The following is an 18,698-nucleotide window of genomic DNA, read 5'->3' on the forward strand; positions in this document are numbered from 1 at the left end:
GCTGGCTACGTGAAACCAACCGTAACCACACAGGAGCCTGAAAAAGTGGCAAACGATTATCTCTTCACGTCCGAATCCGTCTCCGAAGGCCATCCGGACAAAGTCGCGGACCAAATCTCGGACGCGATTCTCGACGCCATCCTCGAGCAGGACAAATATTCGCGCGTTGCGGCGGAAACGCTGTGCAACACGGGTCTCGTCGTGCTGGCCGGTGAAATCACCACGACGGCCAACATCGATTACATCCAGATCGCGCGCGACACGATCAAGCGCATCGGCTACGACAACACCGACTACGGCATCGACTACAAGGGTTGCGCGGTGCTCGTCGCATACGACAAGCAGTCGCCGGACATCGCCCAGGGCGTCGATCGTGCCCACGACGACAACCTCGACCAGGGTGCGGGCGACCAAGGCCTGATGTTCGGTTATGCGTGCGACGAAACACCGGAACTGATGCCGCTGCCGATCCACCTGTCGCACCGTCTCGTCGAGCGCCAGGCTAGCCTGCGCCGCGACGGCCGCCTGCAGTGGCTGCGTCCGGACGCGAAGTCGCAGGTGACGGTCCGCTACGTCGACGGCAAGCCCGATTCGATCGACACCGTCGTGCTGTCGACGCAGCACGCACCGGACATCGAGCTGCCCGCGCTGCGCGAAGCCGTGATCGAGGAAATCATCAAGCCGACGCTGCCGGCCGACCTGATCAAGGGCGACATCAAGTTCCTCGTGAACCCGACCGGCCGGTTCGTGATCGGCGGCCCGCAGGGCGACTGCGGCCTGACGGGCCGCAAGATCATCGTCGATACGTACGGCGGTGCCGCACCGCACGGCGGCGGCGCGTTCTCGGGCAAGGATCCGTCGAAGGTCGACCGTTCGGCTGCGTATGCAGGCCGCTACGTCGCGAAGAACATCGTCGCCGCCGGCCTCGCGTCGCGCGCGCTGATCCAGGTGTCGTACGCGATCGGCGTTGCCGAGCCGACCTCGGTGATGGTCAACACGTTCGGCACGGGCCGCGTGTCGGATGCGGTGATCACGAAGCTCGTGCGCGAGCACTTCGACCTGCGTCCGAAGGGCATCATCAAGATGCTCGACCTGCTGCGCCCGATCTACGAGAAGACCGCTGCTTACGGCCACTTCGGCCGCGAAGAGCCGGAATTCTCGTGGGAAGCGACCGACAAGGCGCTCGCGCTGGCCGAAGCGGCCGGCGTGGAGCCGACGGCACGCGTCGCGTAAGCGTCGTTTGCCCGAAACGAAAAAACCCCGGCATTGCCGGGGTTTTTTTATGGATTCCGATCGCCGGCGCAACGGCGGCGATCATGGCGGGCAGTGCCCGTCGGCGCTGCTTCAGCGCGCACCGAACCCGAACCAGCCGTTGCTGGCCGCGAGGCGGCGCGGGCGGTTGACGCGGCGTTGCGGGCCGAGCGCGCGGCGCAGCGCGAGCGCGCGCAGCGACGACGGCTTCTGCAGCAGCGAGCGCAGGCCGGCACGGCGTGCGAACGTCTGCGCGCTCATCATCGAGAAAAACGCGTGGAACCACGCGCGGATGCCGTCGAGCCGGCCGTGCGCGGGCGCGCGCTCGGCCAGCGCCTGCGTGCGTGCGCGGTGATGGCGCAGCGGGCGGGCAGGAGCGGACGGCGCGACGCGCTTCGCAGCGCGGTTGAGACGGGAAGTCAGACGGAATGGCATGTGAACGATGCTTCGCTTGTATGGATGGCGCCCTTGAAGAGCGCACTGGTATGAACGGCCTCGGATGACGCAACGGATCATATCGAAAGCCGCTGCGCGCCGCGCCCGCCAGAATTGACAGGCCGCGACAGGCTACAGGGGATTCATGACGGGCAAAAGTCGCGATAAACCCTTGTGCCGCAAGGCGTGTGCCGCATACCGCCTGTCGGTGAGGCCAGCGCCGTGCCGCACAGTTCCCTTGCGCCAGATCAAATCGGCGATTGGCATGCCCCTGCGTACGACAATGGCGCTGTTCGCGGCATCCGGCGCCGATTTACAATCGTCACATTCACACAATAAACGTCTGGCATCCCATGTCGTCTCCATTGCAGTCGGAATCGATCCGCGCGCAAGTCGCGGAATTGCGCGAACGCGGGTTCGTCGTCGCGCGTGGCCTCGTCGGCGAGCAGCAATGCGCGGCGCTCAAGCGGATTGCAGAGCGGCAGTTGCAGGAGGCTGTCGAGCCGATCGAGTTCGAGGCGGACCTGCGCTACCCGGGCGCACCCGATTCGAAGCATGCGCCGGGCGGGCACACGGTGCGGCGGCTGCTCGATGCGTACTCGCGCGATCCGGCATTCGCCGAGCGCGCGATCGCACCCGAAATCGGCGCGTGGATGCGTGAGTATTTCGGCGAAGAGCCCGTGCTGTCGCGCGCGCATCATAACTGCATGATGACGAAGCACCCCGCGTACGGCAGCCTGACGGGCTGGCATCGCGACTTCCGCTACTGGGCGTTCGAGCGTTCGGACATGGTGTCGGTATGGCTCGCGCTGGGGCCGGAAACGAACGAGAACGGTGCGTTGTGGCTCGTGCCGGGTTCGCATACGGCCGAATTCGGGCCTGAAGCGTTTGACGATGCGAAGTTCTTCCGCAGCGACCTGCCGGAGAACCGGAAGATGATCGACGCGGCCACGTGCCCGTCGCTCCAGGCGGGCGACGTCGTGTTCTTCCACAGCAACACGCTGCATTCGGCCGGGCAGAACCGTTCCAACCAGGTGAAGTTCTCGCTCGTGTACACGTATCACGGCGCGAGCAACCGGCCGGTGCCCGGCACGCGCTCGGCGGCGAAGCCGGAAGTGCAGTTCTAGGTGCGGATCGGTCGGCGCGGCGAGGCCGCGACGATCACGCGATGCGGCGCATCGCGGGCGAATGAAGCAACGGGCGGCCTGGCCGCCCGTTTCGTTTTGCGCGGCCCGATCAGGGTGACGCGGGCCGTTCGCGCGGCTGCGCGATCAGCGCTTGCCGCCCGGCATCGCGAGGCCGATCAGGCCGACGAACGAAGCGACGGCGCCGCCCACGATCAGCAGGATCGTCTTCGTGGCGGGCGAGCCGGTGAAGAGGCGCGACATGTTGTCGTTGATCGAATGGAACGACTGGCCGCCGAAATACAGCAGCACGACGCCGCCGACGAGCAGCGCAACCGAGATGACGCGGGACATACCAACCTCGCTGAAACGGTGATTCGAGACGCCGCAGTGTAGGCGACGACCGCGGTCGCGTCCATCGCCGTGCGCGCATCGGCCGCCTTCGTTACCATAGCCGTCGTGCGTTTTCTTCGCCGCCGTCGCGCCCTGTGCGCGGCCGGCGCGCGCCCCTCCCTCCGACGTCCTGACGGGAAATACTCATGGCCTACGAAGCAGCTTCCGAACGTTATGCGGACATGCAATACCGCACCTGCGGCAAATCCGGGCTCAAACTGCCCGCGCTGTCGCTCGGCCTGTGGCACAACTTCGGCGACTCGACGCCGATCTCGACGCAGCGCGAGATCCTGCGCACCGCGTTCGACCTCGGCATCAACCACTTCGATCTCGCGAACAACTACGGGCCGCCGTACGGCAGCGCCGAAACCAACTTCGGCCGGCTGCTGAAGGAGGATTTCCTGCCGTATCGCGACGAGTTGCTGATCTCGACGAAAGCCGGCTGGGACATGTGGCCGGGGCCGTACGGCAGCGGCGGCGGGTCTCGCAAGTACGTGCTCGCGAGTCTCGACCAGAGCCTGCAGCGGATGGGGCTCGACTACGTCGACATCTTCTATTCGCACCGCTTCGACGCGCACACGCCGCTCGAGGAAACGGCGGGCGCGCTCGCGTCGGCCGTGCAGCAGGGCAAGGCGCTCTACATCGGCATTTCGTCGTATTCGGCGGCGAAGACGCGCGAGATGGCCGAGTTGCTCGCGCAGTACAAGGTGCCGCTGCTGATCCACCAGCCTTCGTACAACATGCTGAACCGCTGGATCGAGAGCGACCTGCTCGGCGCGCTCGACGACGTCGGCGCGGGCAGCATCGCGTTCACGCCGCTTGCGCAGGGGCTGCTCACGTCGAAGTACCTGAACGGCGTGCCGGCCGACGCGCGCGTGAACAAGCCGGGCGGCGGCTCGTTGAAGCAGGATCACCTGAGCGCGGACAACCTCGAGCATGTGCGCAAGCTCAACGCGATCGCCGAACGGCGCGGTCAGAGCCTCGCGCAGATGGCGCTTGCGTGGGTGCTGCGCAATGGCCGCGTGACGTCCGCGCTGATCGGCGCGAGCCGTGCGGAGCAGGTGCGTGAAAACGTCGGCGCGCTGAAGAACCTCGAATTCTCGGCGGAGGAACTCGCGGAGATCGATCGTTACGCGACGGAAGGCGGCATCAATCTGTGGGAAAAGCCATCCACCGATCAGGCGATCTGACCGGCAGTCGATACGGCATGCGAAACATCGCATGCCAGTATCACCGTCTTGCAGACAACACGTCGCATCGATGCGGCGCAGCGATGCGCGTCAGGCACGGGGCGCGCGGCTAGAGCAGTGCTGGCAAGCCTTCGACCAGCAATACCGCGACGCCGACGCCGAGGATGACGCCCAGCACGCGCATCAGGTTGTGGCGGAATTCGGTTGCGCATGGCACCGCGCCGAGAAATAGCGCTCCGGCCAGCGCCATCGGGATCAACAGAATGAAGTCGCCGATCGTGAAATAGGTAGTCATGCGTGTCTCCAGTGTCGGCCGGAGTTGGCGCTTCAGCGCTTACTTCGGCCCCATGCCGGGTATTTCTAGTATTGGTCCGACCCGATTGCGAGCGGGGCGGTCAATTCGAGTATAGGCAACCCGGCGATGTTTTCGCTATCCGAACCATTAAAAATCAGCGGAAAGCCTCGCGAGTCGCGCATTTTTCCCGCAAATTCGACGAACGCCTTGCACGCATCTTTCCCGTTCCTTTCGATTTTCGCGGAATTGTCGTATGTGTCCGATGCAGGCCGCCGCACCTGCGGGCGCGGCGGCCTGTCCGCTTATGTGCGGTCGGGTTGCGTGCGTGCGGCCGGCGCGCGGAACACGAGCGCGAGCCCGGCAATGATCGCGCCCATACCGGCGAGCGCGAGCGGTTCGGGCCGGTTGCCGAGCCACACGGCATCCATCAGCGTGGTGACGACGGGCACGAGATAGAACAGGCTCGTCACGTTGACGAGATCGCCGCGCTGCATCAACCGGTAGAACAGCAGTTGCGCGATCACCGAAATCACGATGCCGAGCCACAGGAGCGGCACGACGAACGCCCAGCTCATGTCGAACGAAATCGGCCGGAACGGCACGATCGCCACGCACAGCGCGAGGCCGATCGCATTCTGCAGCGGCAACACGTCGGCGGGTGCCGCACGTACGCGTTTTTGCAGCAGCGAGCCGACGGTCAGCGCGACGAGCGCCGTGAGCGCGCACGCGATGCCCGCGACCGGCAGGCCGGCGGCGCCCACGCCGCGGCCTACCACGATCGCGAGACCGGCCAGCGACAGCGCGAGCCCCGCGACGCGTACGGGCTGCCAGTGCCGCTCGACGATCGCCAGCGTGAGGATCGGCTGCACGCCGAGGATCGTTGCGAGTACGCCCGGTGCGATCCCGCGCTCGAGCGCGAGCAGGTAGAAGATCGAATAGCCGCCCATCATCAGCAAGCCGGTCAGCGCGGCCATGCGCCGCTCGCCGTGCGGCGGCAGCCAGCGTTTGCGCACGAAGGCCAGTGCGAGCAGCACGAGCGACGCGAGCGCGAAACGCGCGGTAAGAAAGACGAACGCGGATGCGTGACGCAGACCGAGTTCAGCGAAGATCGCGCCGCTGCTCCACAGCAGCACGAAGAGCGACGTCGCTCCATGCGCGGCAAGCGCGCGTTTGAACGAAACCATGTGAATCCACCTGTCGAACGGATCGGAACGTTCCATCCGCGCGCGCAGCAAGGCGCCGTGCGTCAAGACGCACGAACGAAGCCGACGGGCGAATGAAAGACGAAACGGAAGCCGGCTGGTCAGCCGGCGCGTGCCGCCGGAGGGGGCGGCGCGGCGCCGACGAGCGGCGGTGCGACAGGAGGCGGGAGGACCGACGGATGCGCGCATGCCTGCGGCCGCGCGTCGAACTGCGGCCGGGATTTTGCGAGGGCGGACGTGAGCGGATGCATCGTGTCGGAATGCGGTTGAACGCGAATGAACGTCAAAGGTACTGCAAGGCCGGCATCCGGCGCAACAACTGTCGGCGGCCCCGCATGGCGAAAGACGCGTTGCGGTGATGCCGGGCGACGCTTGTGCGCGGCGGCTGCGCGAGCCGTGTTCGAGACGGGGGAAGGAGGCTGTAGCGTGCGAGGCAAGCGGCGTGGTTCCGGCAGGCTCGGTCACGCGAAATCTCCTGGCGGCCCGGCACGCGGCAAACAATATGCGCATTGCGTCGATCGCGGGTGCGCCGCAGTGCCGGGCGGATTCGGCGGGCAGTCACATTCGACAGGGTATGATGGGGGTGTCCGCCCGTGCAAGCGCACGGGCGGCGCAGTGGTTGATTGGAGACATTCGACGAATTCGCGGCACTTCGCTTGCTTCTTCTTCTTTTCGCGCTTCGATAAACCGTGAACAATGGGATTACGCGCAACGCTCCGTCGAGAGCGGCGCGGATCGCGCATTTGCCGGCTCGCCAGCGGGCCGGGTTTCAAGATTCAAGAGTGGGGAACCATCATGCATGTCGGGTCGATTGTCTGCACTACCCATATCGCGGTGCCGAAGGGCGCGCGCGGCATCGTCCAGCGCATCCTGGGCGACATGGCCATGGTGACCTGGTACGCGGGCGTGCCGGGTGAGTCGAAAGAACTCAACACCGAGCCGTTCTTTCTCGAGGATCTGATCGACACCGGCGAATCCGTGCTGCCGGCCGGCGCGGCGCTCCACTAAGCGAACACCGCACCGGACGCTCGTCTTTCGGCCCGGCTGGCGGCACAATGCGGGGCATGACAGACGCCACTTCCGCTCCCGCTTCTCCCGCCGGCCCGCCGTTCGCCGGCCTCACGCCCGAGTGCGTGCTCGACGCGCTCGACAGCGTGCTGATGCCGGCCGGCCTGCGCACCGACGGGCGCCTGCTCGCCCTCAACAGCTACGAAAACCGCGTCTACCAGGTCGGCATCGAAGACGGCCCGCCGGTCGTCGCGAAGTTCTACCGCCCGGCGCGCTGGTCGGACGATGCGATCCTCGAAGAGCACGCGTTCGTTGCCGAACTCGCCGAGCGCGAGATTCCGGCGGTGCCTGCGCGCACTTTCGACGGCCGCACGCTGCACGCGTTCGACGGTTTTCGTTTCTCGATCTTCGAGCGGCGCGGCGGTCGCGCACCCGATCTCGATCGCAGCGACACGCTCGAATGGCTCGGCCGCTTCATCGGCCGGATTCATGCGGTCGGCGCGACGCAGCCGTATGTCGCGCGTCCCGTGCTCGACATCGAGACGTTCGGCCATGAGCCGCGCGACTACCTGCTCGCGCACGATTTCATTCCGGATGACGTACGACCCGCGTACGAGACGGCAGTCGCGCTCGCGCTCGAAGGTGTCGAGGCCGCGTTCGAACGTGCGGGCGAGATTCGCCTGCTGCGCACGCACGGCGACTGTCATCCGAGCAACGTGCTGTGGACCGATGGCGGCCCGCACTTCGTCGATTTCGACGACAGCCGGATGGCGCCCGCGATCCAGGATCTGTGGCTGCTGCTGCCGGGCGACCGCGAAGGCGCGTCGCGCGCGCTGGCGGACTTGCTGGCCGGCTACGAGGATTTCTGCGAATTCGAGCCGCGCGAGCTGCATCTCGTCGAAGCGCTGCGCACGCTGCGACTGATCCACTACGCGGCATGGCTCGCACGGCGCTGGGACGATCCCGCGTTCCCGGCCGCGTTTCCGTGGTTCAACACGCATCGTTACTGGGAAGCGCGCGTGCTCGAACTGCGCGAGCAGATCGGCGCGATGCAGGAAGGGCCGCTCTGGCCCGTGTGACGGCGCGCGCGGCACCGGCGCCGCGCGGCAGGCTTGCGCGGGCCGCGGCGCGATGCGCGCGGCCCGTCCGGTTCAGAACTTCAGCATCAGCTTGATCAGCGCGGCGAAGCGCTTGCCGTACGGCGGCGCGAGCAGGTTGCGCGCGTTCAGGCGCGCCTGCGTGAGCACGGGCTTCATCTTCGAGAACGTCACGAAGCCGTCGTAGCCGTGGTACGCACCCATGCCGCTCGCACCGACGCCGCCGAACGGCAGGCTGCCGCACGCAATGTGCATCAGCGTTTCGTTGACCGACACGCCACCCGAGATCGTTTCGTGCATCACGCGGTCGATCGTGCCGCCGTCCTCGTCGAACAGATAGAGCGCGAGCGGACGCGGGCGCGCATTCACGTATGCGATCGCCTCGTCGAGCCGCTCGTACGGCACGAGCGGCAGCAGCGGCCCGAAGATTTCCTCCTGCATCAGTTGCGACGCGGCCGGCACTTGCGTGATCGCGCACGGCACGAAGCGGCGCGACGCAGGGTCGGACTGCGCGTCGGACAGCGGGTGCAGTTGCGCGCCGGCCGCCTGCGCATCGCTCGCGAGTTGCTGCAGCCGCGCGTAATGGCGCGGCGACACGATCGTCGTGTAGTCGCCGTTGGCCGACAGGTCGGGATACATCTTCGCGAATCGTGCTCGCGCCCGCTCGATGAACGCGGCTTCCATGCCGCGCGGCAGCAACACGTAGTCGGGCGCGATGCAGGTCTGGCCCGCGTTCAGCGTCTTGCCCGCGACGATCGCGTCGACGGCCGCGTCGAAGCGTGCATTCGGTCCGACGATCGCCGGCGACTTGCCGCCGAGTTCGAGCGTGACGGGCGTGAGGTTGTCGGCGGCCGCGCGCATCACATGGCGGCCGACCTGCGTCGAGCCGGTGAACAGCAGATGATCGAACGGCAGCCCGCTGAACGCGGCGCCGACCTCCGCATCGCCGTTCACGACCGCGACGTGGTCGCGCGTGAAGGTCTTCGCGATCAATTGCTCGAACAGCGCCGACGTGCGCGGCGTCAGTTCGGACATCTTGACGATCGCGCGGTTGCCGGCCGCGAGCGCGCAGATCAGCGGGCCGGCCGCGAGCAGCACCGGGTAGTTCCATGGCACGACGATGCCGACCACGCCGAGCGGCTGCGGAATCACCTTCGCGCGCGCCGGGCGCAGCCACTTGTTCATCGGCTTGCGGATCGGTTTCATCCAGCGCTTGCCGTGCTTGAGCGCGTCGTCGATCTCTTCCTTCGCCATCCAGATTTCCGACAGCAGCACTTCCTGCTTCGCGCGATGGCCGAAATCGGCGCTGATCGCTTCGGCGAGCGCGTCCGCGTTGTCGATCAGCATCGTGCGCAGCGCGCGCAGGTGCTGCGCGCGCGTCTCCCATGCCGGGTACGGTGCGCGCAGGTAGGCCGCGCGCTGGTCGCGCAGCAGCGATGTCAGCGCGTCGGCCGGCGACAGTGCTTGCGGGGCCAGTTCGGGCAGGTCGTTCTTCATGTTGTCTCCTCCAGTTGGGCCTGGCTTGTCGGCCAGCCGTCACGCCGCACGCGAGCGCTCGGCGAGCGCGGCGACGCGGATCGGGGTGGTGCGCGTCGCGCGGCGCGGGGCCTGATGCGACGCATGCTCGAAAACCGGTTGCAGCGTGGGGCGGGCGTCGCATCCGCGCGACGGTATCCGCATCCGAAAATCGCACCGCGGCGTGTTCGCGTGCCGCGCGATACGACTGCTGCCGGGCACGCGACGCTGCAGCACGAGCGCTTGCCGGTGCAGCGAAGCGGGGCAGTGCAACGCGCACGCCAATGCGGGTCGCAGCGCATCGTGCCGCTGCGGCAGCCAGCCGTCCAAACGGTCGGCGACCACGCGCGCCGTTCGATTTCGATCGGCCGCGCGCATGTCGCTGCAGGTCCCCGCGCGGGCAGTCGTTTGAAATGAAATGCGGGCCACGCGCGTCGCATCCGGGCAACCCGGTCGGCACGCGGCCTGCAGAACCTGGCGCTGCATCGTCGTCTCTCCCGTTTCGCGACGGATCGGCTTCTCGTGGCCGGCGTGTCGCGCAAAGCGAATCGATACATCTTAAATTTAGTTCACGCGGGCGTTTAGAGGAATCGCTCTTGAATCCGCGCGCCGCGCGCATCACGGCCATTCCTACAATGCCCGAACATTACAGGGACGCGGTCGCGCGGCGGTGCCGGGCGCCTTCCATGACACGACGGAGACGCGACATGCAATACGACTACATCATCGTCGGCGGCGGTTCGGGCGGTTCGAGCCTGGCAGGCCGTCTCGCCGATGCCTGCCCCGACGCGACGATCGCGCTGATCGAAGCCGGCCCGCATACGGAGCGCAACCTGCTCGTCAACATGCCGGTCGGCATCGCGGCGCTGGTGCCGTTCAAGCTCGGCACGAACTACGGCTACGAGACGGTGCCGCAGCCGGGCCTCGGCGGGCGGCGCGGCTACCAGCCGCGCGGGCGCGGGATGGGCGGCTCGAGCGCGATCAACGCGATGATCTATACGCGCGGCCACCCGGGCGACTACGACGAGTGGGCGCGGCTCGGCGCAACGGGCTGGGGCTGGCAGGACGTGCTGCCGTATTTCCGCCGCGCGGAAGGCAACGAGCGCGGCGCCGATGCGTGGCACGGCGCGGACGGCCCGCTGTCGGTGTCGGATCTGCGTTTTCGCAATCCGTTCTCCGAACGATTCATCCAGGCCGCGCACGCGGCCGGCTATCCGCTGAACGACGACTTCAACGGCGCGACGCAGGAAGGCGTCGGCTTCTATCAGGTCACGCACCGCGACGGTTCGCGCTGCAGCGTCGCGCGTGCTTACATCTATGGCCGCAACCGGCCGAACCTGCACGTGATCACCGATGCGACGGTGCTGCGCGTCGGCTTCGACGGCAAGCGCGCGGTCGGCGTCGCGATATCGCGCAACGGCCGCGTCGAGACGCTCGGCGCGCGCGCGGAAGTGATCCTGTCGGCCGGTGCGTTCAATTCGCCGCAACTGCTGATGTGCTCGGGGATCGGCCCGGCGGAGCAATTGCGCCGGCACGGGATCGCGGTCGTGCAGGATGCGCCGGACGTCGGCACGAACCTGATCGACCACATCGACTTCATCATCAACACGCGCGTGAATTCGTCTGAACTGGTCGGCGTGTGCCTGCGCGGGATCGCGAAGATGACACCCGCACTCGCGCGCTATTTCTCGAGCCGCACGGGGATGATGACGAGCAATGTCGCGGAGGCCGGGGGCTTCATCAAGAGCGATCCGTCGCTCGAGCGTCCCGACCTGCAGCTGCATTTCTGCACGGCGCTCGTCGACGACCACAACCGCAAGATGCACTGGGGCTTCGGCTATTCGCTGCACGTATGCGCGCTGCGGCCGTTCAGCCGCGGCACGGTGGCGCTCGCGAGCGGCGATGCGCGCGACGCGCCGCTGATCGATCCGCGTTTCTTCAGCGATACGCGCGATCTCGACCTGCTCGTGCGCGGCACGCAGGCGATGCGCCGCATCCTGTCGCAGGCGCCGCTCGCATCGCAGGGCGGGCGCGAGCTGTACACGCGGGCGGACCAGAGCGAAGCCGAGCTGCGCGCGACGATCGTCGCGCATGCCGACACGATCTATCACCCGGTCGGCACGTGCCGGATGGGCTCCGATGCGCGCGCGGTCGTCGATCCGCAACTGCGCGTGCGCGGCGTCGAAGGGTTGCGCGTGGTGGATGCGTCGGTGATGCCGACGCTGGTCGGCGGGAACACGAATGCGCCGTCGGTGATGATCGGCGAACGCGCGGCGGACTTCATCGTCGCGGCGCGCAGGGGCGGCGTGCCGCGCGGCGAGGCGGCCGCGGCGGTGCACGGCCGCTGAGCGGCGCGCACCGGGCGGCGGCCGGCGCAAGCCCGTTATTGGCGGGAACAGGCCCTATGCAAACGTATCGACGAGGCCGGCGCGGCTCACGCTCGCGGCGGCCGGTGCGGATTGCGCAGCGTCGGCGGGTGCATCGACGGCTGACGATCCGCCGTGCCCGCGGCGCGGCGACTGGCCGCCGGCGAAGGTCTGTTGCGGGTTCTGCTGCTGCGATGCGAAGCCGCCGTCGCTGACGGTCGCGCTGCCGAGCCCGAGCCCGCCCGCTTCCATCGCTTCACGCAGCTTCGGCAGCGCGGCTTCGACCGCGTCGCGCACCTGCGCATGCTGCGACACGAACAGCGCGTGCGCGTGGTTGTCCGCGACGCGCAGCACCACCTGCAGCGGCCCGAGATCGGGCGGGTTGAGCGTCAGCTCGGCGCTCTGCTGGTGCGCGTTCGACAGGAACACGACCTTCTGGCTCAGCGCGTCCGTCCAGTCGGCGGTGCCGACGTGCGGCGCGAGCACGTGCGTGTTGGCGGCGGCGATCGCGCTCGCCGCCGGCGACAACTGCAGGTTCGCCTGCGCCGCGGCCGCAGCCGATGCGCCGGCCGCGAGCGTCGCGCTGGCGGCCGGGTCCGTTGCGTCGCTGGCGGCCGCGAGCGCATGCTGCGCGCCGGTCTGCGCGCTCGCGTCGGCCTGCAGCGCCTGCGCGGTGGCCTGCGTCGGCGTCTGCTGCGTGGCGAGCGCCCCTTTCGCGTCGGCGAGCGTGCGGTCGAACGTCGGCACCTTCGGCGTCAGCGGTGCGGCGGCGGTCGATGCAGAAGATGCCGACGATGCCGGTGCCGATGTCGAAGCCGTCGCGCCGCTTGCAGGCGTCGCGATCGCGCCCGAACCGCCGGTCAGCTTGGCGAGCGCCGCTTGCAGCGCGTCGCGGCTCGACGCCGGCGTGGCCGGCTGGGCGGCCGCATCCCCGGCCGCGTGGTCCGCCAGCGCGGCCGTCGCATCGGGCTGGCCGGACACGGCCGTCTTTTGCACGGTAGCGGTAGCGGCGGCGGTAGCGGTAGCCGTAGTCGTAGCGATAGCGGCGGCATCGGCCGGCGTCGCATTGTCCGTGCGCGCCTGCAGTTGTGCCTGCACGGCCGCGGCGGCCGCGAGCGCTCCGGCGTCGGGGTTGGTGGTGGCGTTCGCGGCGTCGGTCGACTGATCGTCGTCGGTGCCGGACGGCTTCGTGCCGGCAGCCGGCTTCGACGCGGCCTGCGTCGTCGACGCATCCGGCGTGGCGGAATTCGCCGCGTCGCGCCGCGTGGCGACGCTTTGCTTCAGCGTCTGCGCGAACGGCCCGGCGGCCGTGACGGCATCGTTGCCGGCGGCGGTGCCGGACGAACCCGCGCCGCGGGCGGCCTTGAGTGCGGCGCCGGCGGTGTCGATCAGCGCGCCGAGCAGGGGCAGGGGAGGCATGGCGGTTCTCTCGTTCGAATGCGGTGGTCGGTTACGACGAGCGGGCCGCGTCGGCCCGCATGCGCAGGATTTTCGCGGCGTGTTCGTCGGCGTCGCGCTGTTCGCGACGGGCGTCGAGCCGCGCTTCCTGCGCGACGCCGCGCGCCTGCAGGATTTCATACGAGCCGACGGTGCGTTTCTTCTGTTGCCAGTTCGGGCGTGCCTCGTCGATGCGGACTTCGGCCGCGGCCAGCACGTTGCGCTGCTGCGCGATCGCGGCGTCGAGCGTGTCGATGAATGCCTGGAAATTGCGCCAGTTGCCGGCCGGCATCCCGTGCTGCGCGGATTGCGCGAAGCGCGCGTGGTATTCGTCGCGATAGCGCAGCAGCGCGTCGAGCTGCTCGGTAGCCGCGGTGCGGTCGCGCTGCGCGGTGCCGAGCTGCTTCGCGGCCGTGTCGAGGTCCTCCTGCGCGCGGTCGAGCAGCAGTTGAAGGGGAAAGCCGTGAGCCATCTTGATCAGCCTCCGTAAGCGTCGAACAGCGCATCGAGCCCGGCGAGGCTCGACGCGAACGGCGCGCATTCGCGAAAGCCCTGCTGCAGGAACGCCTCGATGCGCGGATAGAGCGCGATCGCGCGGTCGAGCTGCGCGTCGCGTCCGGGGGCGTACGCGCCGACCGCGATCAGGTCGCGATTGCGCTGGTAGCGCGACAGCATCTGCTTGAACTGCCGCACGTGGTCGAGATGCGTTTCGTCGATCAGCGCGGTCATCGCGCGGCTGATCGACGCCTCGATGTCGATTGCCGGATAGTGGCCGGCCTCGGCGAGCGTGCGCGACAGCACGATGTGGCCGTCGAGGATCGCGCGCGCCGAATCGGCGATCGGGTCCTGCTGGTCGTCGCCTTCGGTCAGCACCGTGTAGAACGCGGTGATCGAGCCGCCGCCCTCCGGCCCGTTGCCGGTGCGTTCGACGAGCGCGGGCAGCTTCGCGAACACCGACGGCGGATAGCCCTTGGTCGCGGGCGGCTCGCCGATCGCCAGCGCGATCTCGCGCTGCGCCATCGCGTAGCGCGTCAGCGAATCCATCAGCAGCAGCACGTGCTTGCCCTGGTCGCGGAAATATTCGGCGAGCGACGTCGCGTAGGCCGCGCCCTGCATCCGCAGCAGCGGCGACACGTCGGCCGGCGCCGCGACGACGACCGAGCGCGCGAGCCCGTCCTCGCCGAGGATCTGTTCGATGAATTCCTTCACTTCGCGGCCGCGTTCGCCGATCAGCCCGATCACGATCACTTCCGCGCTCGTATAGCGCGCCATCGTGCCGAGCAGCACCGACTTGCCGACGCCGGAACCCGCGAACAGGCCCATCCGCTGCCCGCGGCCGACGGTGAGCAGCGCGTTGATCGCGCGCACGCCGACATCGAGCACGTGGTGGATCGGTTCGCGTTCGAGCGGGTTGATCGACGGCGCCGACAGCGGCGCATCGACCTTCGATGCGAGCGGGCCGAGGCCATCGAGCGGGCGGCCCGACGCATCGACGACGCGCCCGAGCATCTCCCAGCCGACCGGCAGCCGCTTCGCGCCCGCGAGCGGATCGGCGACGGGCGCGCTTTCGAGCGGCCACACGCGCGCGCCGGGCAGCACGCCGGCGACGTCGGTGGTCGGCATCAGGAACAGGCGGTCGCCGGCGAAGCCGACGACTTCCGCTTCCGCGTGCGGCAGCGTGCTGCCGGGCGGCAATTCGATCGTGCATTCGGCGCCGACCGACAGGCGCAGCCCGATCGCCTCGAGCACGAGGCCCGCCGCGCGCGTGAGGCGCCCGCACGGCCGCAGCGGCAGCGCGCGGTGGCTGCGGGCGGCGAGCCCGTTCAGGTGCGTGCGCCAGTGCGCGAGATGCGGATTGTGCGGCGCGCGCGGCGCGGCGTCGGGTGCGGCGGCCGTTGAAGCGGTCGCATGCGGTTTCGTGTCGTGTGCGGTGTCGTGCGCGCCAGCGGGGCCGAACGACGCGAGCGCGAGTTCGCGCTCGAGCGGCGTCATGCCGTCATGCGCGAGCGATTCGGGCGACCGCGTCACCACGTGCTCACCTTGCCGATCGCGGCGGCGACGCGCTGCCAGCGCGTGGGCAGCGTCGCGTCGACCTCGCCGGTCGCGGCGTGCGCGCGGCAGCCGCCGCGCTCGATCGATGCGTCGGTGCGCACGTTCCAGCCGAGCGTATCGAGATCGTCCTGCAGATAGGCTTCGACGACGGGCAGGTCGGCCGGATTCACCGCGAGATGCGGCGCGCCGGACAACGCGGGTTCGGCCGCGAGCACGTCGCGCACGGCCGCGACGAGCGCGGCCGGGTCGTGCTTCACGTGCTGGCGCACGACCTGCTGCGCGATATCGAGCGCGAGTTGCGCGATGTCGGACGCGAGGTCGTGCTCGGCGGTCGATACGGCCTCGCGGAACGACGCGGCGAGCGCCGTGAGCTGCGCGGCCTGTTCGCGCGCGTCGGCCTGGCCGGCCTCGAAACCCTGCTCGCGGCCCTGCTCGAAACCGGCCCGATAGCCGAGCGCCTGGCCTTCGACGTGGCCGGCCGCATGGCCTTCGGCGTGCGCGGCATCGCGCACGCGCTGCAGTTCCTCGGCGAGCGCGGCGGCGGCCGCTGCCGCGTCGTCGGGCGGCGGCGGGGGCGGCGGCGGGTCGAACGACGCCATCTCCCACCGCTGGTAGGCGGTGAGGGTGCCCGCGCGATCGCTCGCCGAATCAGACATACGCGTCTTCCGCCTTGCCGCCGATCGCGATCTGACCGCTCTCGGCGAGGTTGCGCACGATCTGCAGGATGCGGCGCTGCTGCGTCTCGACATCGGACACGCGCACCGGGCCGCGCGCGTCGAGATCCTCGGCGAGCAGTTCGGCCGCGCGCTGCGACATGTTCGCGAGGAACTTCTGGCGCAGCGCGGGCGGCGCGCCCTTCAGCGCGATGATCAGCGTTTCCGATTCGACTTCCTTCAGCACCATCTGGATCGCGCGATCCTCGAGGTCGAGCAGGTTCTCGAACACGAACATCTGGTCGATGATCTTCTGCGCGAGATCGGCGTCGTACTGGCGCACGCTTTCGAGCACGCCTTCCTCATGCACGCTCGTCATGAAGTTCAGGATCTCGGCCGCGGTGCGGATGCCGCCCATCGGGCTGCGCTTCAGGTTGTCGCTGCCGGACAGCAGGCCGGTCAGCACGTCGTCGAGCTCGCGCAGCGCGGCCGGCTGGATGCCGTCGAGCGTCGCGATCCGCAGCAGCACGTCGTTGCGCAGCCGCTCGGTGAAGCACGACGCGATCTCGGACGCCTGGTCGCGGTCGAGGTGCACGAGGATCGTCGCGATGATCTGCGGATGCTCGTTCTTGATCAGTTCGGCCACCGCGCCCGAGTCCATCCACTTCAGGCCCTCGATGCCGCTCGTGTCGCTGCCCTGCAGGATGCGGTCGATCAGCACGCCGGCCTTGTCCTCGCCGAGCGCCTTGGTCAGCACCGAGCGGATGTAATCGCTCGAATCGAGCGACAGCGCGGTGTGCTCCTCGGCTTCCTTCACGAAGTCCTGCAGCACGCTCTCGACCTGCTCGCGCGTGACGTTCTTCAGCGCGGCCATCGCGGCGCCGATCTTCTGCACCTCGCGCGGCGCGAGGAACTTGAATACCTCAGCGGCCTCTTCCTCGCCGATCGACATCAGCAGCAGCGCGCTCTTGGTCAAGCCTTCAGCGTTCATCGGACACCCAGTTCTTCACGACGGTGGCGACGATCTTCGGATCCTGGCGGGCGATCGTGCGCGCGTAGTCGAGGTTGCGTTCGTAGCGGTTCTTCTCGGATTCGAAGCCGAGCAGCAGCGGATCGGGCTCGTCGTCGGCCTTGACCGGCGCCGGCAGGCCGTCGAGCACGACCGGATCTTCCGGCGCCGCGAGCGCCGGCGCGGCCGGCTCGGGCGGCGGGAACGCGCGGCGCATGGCCGGGCGCACGAACATGAAGTAGAGCGCCGCCGCGGCCGCCGCGATGCCGAGCCACTTCGCGGCTTCCTTCGCCATCGCGATCATGTCGGGCTGGCGCCACCACGGCAGGTCGGCGTACGGATCGCTCGCGGTCGAGAACGCGCTGTTCACGACGTTCACCGAGTCGCCGCGCTTCTCGTCGTAGCCCATCGCGTCCTTCACGAGCTGCTCCACCTGAGCGAGCTTCGCGGGCGGCAGCGGCTGCATCGTCACGTGACCCTTCGCGTCGGCGACCGGCTGGTAGTTGACGACGACCGCGACCGACAGCCGCTTCACGTTGCCCATCGGCTGTTCGAGATGGCGGATCGTCTTGTCGAGCTCGTAGTTGGTCGTCTGGTCCTTGCGGTCGCTGACCGGCGTCGTCTGCGGCGCGTTCTGGCCGTTGCCGGCGACGACCGGCGCGGAGGCCGGCTGCGGCGGCGTGTTCGACAGCGCGCCCGGCACGCCCGACGCGCCGCCCTGCGCGAGTTCGGTCGCGCTGCTGGTCTGCTGGCTGCGGATCGCGGCCTGCTGCGGCACGCCGTTCGGGCCGTAGCTTTCCGACGTCTGCTCGATCTTCGAGAAATCGAGGTCCGCGCTGACCTGCGAGCGCGCATTGCCGGCGCCGAAGATCGGCGCGAGGATCGCGTCGATGCGCTTTTGCGTGTTGTGCTCGACCTGCTGCACGTACTTGAGCTGGCTCGCGTCGAGGCCGGACGCCGAAGCCGACTGGGTCAGCAGGTTGCCGTCCTGGTCGACGATCGTCACGTTCTTCGCGGGCATGTCGGGCACGCCGGACGACACCATCCGCGTGATCGCCTGGACCTGGCCCTCGTCGAGCACGCGACCCGGGTAGAGGTCGACGAACACCGACGCGCTCGGCGCTTCCTTGTCGCGCACGAATACCGACGGTTTCGGGATCGCGAGATGCACGCGCGCGCCGCGCACGGCGTTGATCGATTCGATGGTGCGCTGCAGTTCGCCTTCGAGCGCGCGCTGGTAGTTGATCTGTTCGGCGAACTGGCTGATGCCGAATTTCTGGTTGTCCATCAGCTCGAAGCCGACCGAGCCGCCCTTCGGCAGGCCCATCGCGGCGAGCTTCAGGCGCGTTTCATGCACCTGGCTCGACGGCACGAGGATCGCGCCGCCGGCATCGGCGAACTTGTAGGGAACGTTTGCCTGCTGGAGCGCGGTGATGATCGCGCCGCCGTCGCGGTCCGACAGGTTGCTGTACAGCACGCGGTAGTCGGGCGTCCGGCTCCACAGCACGAGCGCGGTAATCGCGGCGATCGCGAGCGCGGCGGCGATCAGGAACGGCAGCTTCGGGTTGCCCTTCATCCGCGAGATGCCGGGAATGCGCTCCGCGAAGCCGCCGAGCCCGAAGTCCGCGCCGGCGACGCCCGCGCCCGGCAACGCGGCGGCCGCGGCGGCGC

General features: G+C 68.6%; 18 protein-coding genes. 6 read left to right on the forward strand and 12 right to left on the reverse strand.

Annotated elements, in window-relative coordinates; all coding sequences use genetic code 11:
• Window positions 1-45: 45 nt before the first annotated feature.
• Window positions 46-1,233, forward strand: coding sequence for a methionine adenosyltransferase (gene metK / locus ACPUER_RS28280; protein ID WP_175963312.1), 1,188 nt, complete (start codon window positions 46-48; stop codon window positions 1,231-1,233).
• A gap of 111 nt (window positions 1,234-1,344) precedes the next feature.
• Here the strand turns inward: metK and ACPUER_RS28285 are convergent, their stop codons facing one another.
• On the reverse strand, window positions 1,345-1,686 hold the full coding sequence (locus ACPUER_RS28285; RefSeq protein WP_072437584.1) for a hypothetical protein: 342 nt from the start codon (window positions 1,684-1,686) through the stop codon (window positions 1,345-1,347).
• A gap of 353 nt (window positions 1,687-2,039) precedes the next feature.
• Here ACPUER_RS28285 and ACPUER_RS28290 point away from each other — a divergent pair, with 353 nt between their 5' ends.
• On the forward strand, window positions 2,040-2,813 hold the full coding sequence (locus ACPUER_RS28290) for a phytanoyl-CoA dioxygenase family protein (RefSeq protein ID WP_425132706.1): 774 nt from the start codon (window positions 2,040-2,042) through the stop codon (window positions 2,811-2,813).
• Window positions 2,814-2,957: 144 nt separating this feature from the next.
• Here the strand turns inward: ACPUER_RS28290 and ACPUER_RS28295 are convergent, their stop codons facing one another.
• The gene (locus ACPUER_RS28295) at window positions 2,958-3,164 is read right to left on the reverse strand and encodes a DUF3185 family protein (RefSeq protein ID WP_034179318.1); all 207 of its coding nucleotides are present in this window, start codon (window positions 3,162-3,164) and stop codon (window positions 2,958-2,960) included.
• 185 nt (window positions 3,165-3,349) lie between these two features.
• On the opposite strand from ACPUER_RS28295, the gene mgrA reads away from it, so the two are divergent.
• Window positions 3,350-4,393, forward strand: a complete 1,044-nt coding sequence (gene mgrA / locus ACPUER_RS28300; protein WP_131947895.1) for an L-glyceraldehyde 3-phosphate reductase — start codon at window positions 3,350-3,352, stop codon at window positions 4,391-4,393.
• A gap of 109 nt (window positions 4,394-4,502) precedes the next feature.
• Here mgrA and ACPUER_RS28305 read toward each other — a convergent pair whose 3' ends face one another.
• Together ACPUER_RS28305 and ACPUER_RS28310 are read right to left on the reverse strand one after the other, a co-directional pair.
• Window positions 4,503-4,688 carry a hypothetical protein gene (locus tag ACPUER_RS28305; RefSeq protein ID WP_072437673.1) on the reverse strand — a complete coding sequence of 62 codons (186 nt, stop codon included), beginning with the start codon at window positions 4,686-4,688 and terminating at the stop codon, window positions 4,503-4,505.
• Window positions 4,689-4,990: 302 nt separating this feature from the next.
• The gene (locus ACPUER_RS28310; protein ID WP_425132707.1) at window positions 4,991-5,872 is read right to left on the reverse strand and encodes a DMT family transporter; all 882 of its coding nucleotides are present in this window, start codon (window positions 5,870-5,872) and stop codon (window positions 4,991-4,993) included.
• Between the two features lie 813 nt (window positions 5,873-6,685).
• Here ACPUER_RS28310 and ACPUER_RS28315 point away from each other — a divergent pair.
• A complete protein-coding gene (locus ACPUER_RS28315) occupies window positions 6,686-6,898 on the forward strand; it encodes a hypothetical protein (RefSeq protein ID WP_004198969.1) in 213 nt (70 codons plus the stop codon).
• 56 nt (window positions 6,899-6,954) lie between these two features.
• Entirely contained in the window at window positions 6,955-7,977 is a 1,023-nt protein-coding gene (locus ACPUER_RS28320; RefSeq protein WP_425132708.1) for a serine/threonine protein kinase, read from the forward strand.
• Between the two features lie 72 nt (window positions 7,978-8,049).
• Here ACPUER_RS28320 and ACPUER_RS28325 read toward each other — a convergent pair whose 3' ends face one another.
• Together ACPUER_RS28325 and ACPUER_RS28330 are read right to left on the reverse strand one after the other, a co-directional pair.
• Window positions 8,050-9,492, reverse strand: a complete 1,443-nt coding sequence (locus ACPUER_RS28325; protein ID WP_175963316.1) for a coniferyl aldehyde dehydrogenase — start codon at window positions 9,490-9,492, stop codon at window positions 8,050-8,052.
• Window positions 9,493-9,531: 39 nt separating this feature from the next.
• The gene (locus tag ACPUER_RS28330) at window positions 9,532-9,888 is read right to left on the reverse strand and encodes a hypothetical protein (protein WP_425132709.1); all 357 of its coding nucleotides are present in this window, start codon (window positions 9,886-9,888) and stop codon (window positions 9,532-9,534) included.
• A gap of 329 nt (window positions 9,889-10,217) precedes the next feature.
• On the opposite strand from ACPUER_RS28330, the gene ACPUER_RS28335 reads away from it, so the two are divergent.
• Window positions 10,218-11,858, forward strand: coding sequence for a GMC family oxidoreductase (locus tag ACPUER_RS28335; protein ID WP_425132710.1), 1,641 nt, complete (start codon window positions 10,218-10,220; stop codon window positions 11,856-11,858).
• A gap of 54 nt (window positions 11,859-11,912) precedes the next feature.
• On the opposite strand, the gene ACPUER_RS28340 is transcribed toward ACPUER_RS28335, so the two are convergent.
• The 6 genes from ACPUER_RS28340 to fliF all read right to left on the reverse strand — a co-directional run.
• On the reverse strand, window positions 11,913-13,295 hold the full coding sequence (locus ACPUER_RS28340) for a flagellar hook-length control protein FliK (RefSeq protein WP_425132711.1): 1,383 nt from the start codon (window positions 13,293-13,295) through the stop codon (window positions 11,913-11,915).
• A gap of 31 nt (window positions 13,296-13,326) precedes the next feature.
• A complete protein-coding gene (fliJ, locus tag ACPUER_RS28345) occupies window positions 13,327-13,785 on the reverse strand; it encodes a flagellar export protein FliJ (protein ID WP_072437578.1) in 459 nt (152 codons plus the stop codon).
• Window positions 13,786-13,790: 5 nt separating this feature from the next.
• On the reverse strand, window positions 13,791-15,344 hold the full coding sequence (gene fliI, locus ACPUER_RS28350) for a flagellar protein export ATPase FliI (protein ID WP_072437577.1): 1,554 nt from the start codon (window positions 15,342-15,344) through the stop codon (window positions 13,791-13,793).
• On the reverse strand, window positions 15,338-16,021 hold the full coding sequence (fliH, locus tag ACPUER_RS28355; protein WP_175963321.1) for a flagellar assembly protein FliH: 684 nt from the start codon (window positions 16,019-16,021) through the stop codon (window positions 15,338-15,340). Before fliH ends, fliI begins: the two co-directional genes overlap by 7 nt.
• Window positions 16,014-17,009 carry a flagellar motor switch protein FliG gene (gene fliG, locus ACPUER_RS28360; RefSeq protein WP_175963322.1) on the reverse strand — a complete coding sequence of 332 codons (996 nt, stop codon included), beginning with the start codon at window positions 17,007-17,009 and terminating at the stop codon, window positions 16,014-16,016. Before fliG ends, fliH begins: the two co-directional genes overlap by 8 nt.
• Window positions 16,999-18,698 (reverse strand): flagellar basal-body MS-ring/collar protein FliF (fliF, locus tag ACPUER_RS28365; RefSeq protein ID WP_425132712.1); only part of this gene is annotated, 1,700 nt, incomplete at its 5' end. The genes fliF and fliG, both read right to left, overlap by 11 nt.

Source organism: Burkholderia sp. DN3021 (genome assembly GCF_049805555.1).
GTDB classification, from domain to species: Bacteria; Pseudomonadota; Gammaproteobacteria; order Burkholderiales; family Burkholderiaceae; genus Burkholderia; species Burkholderia pyrrocinia_C.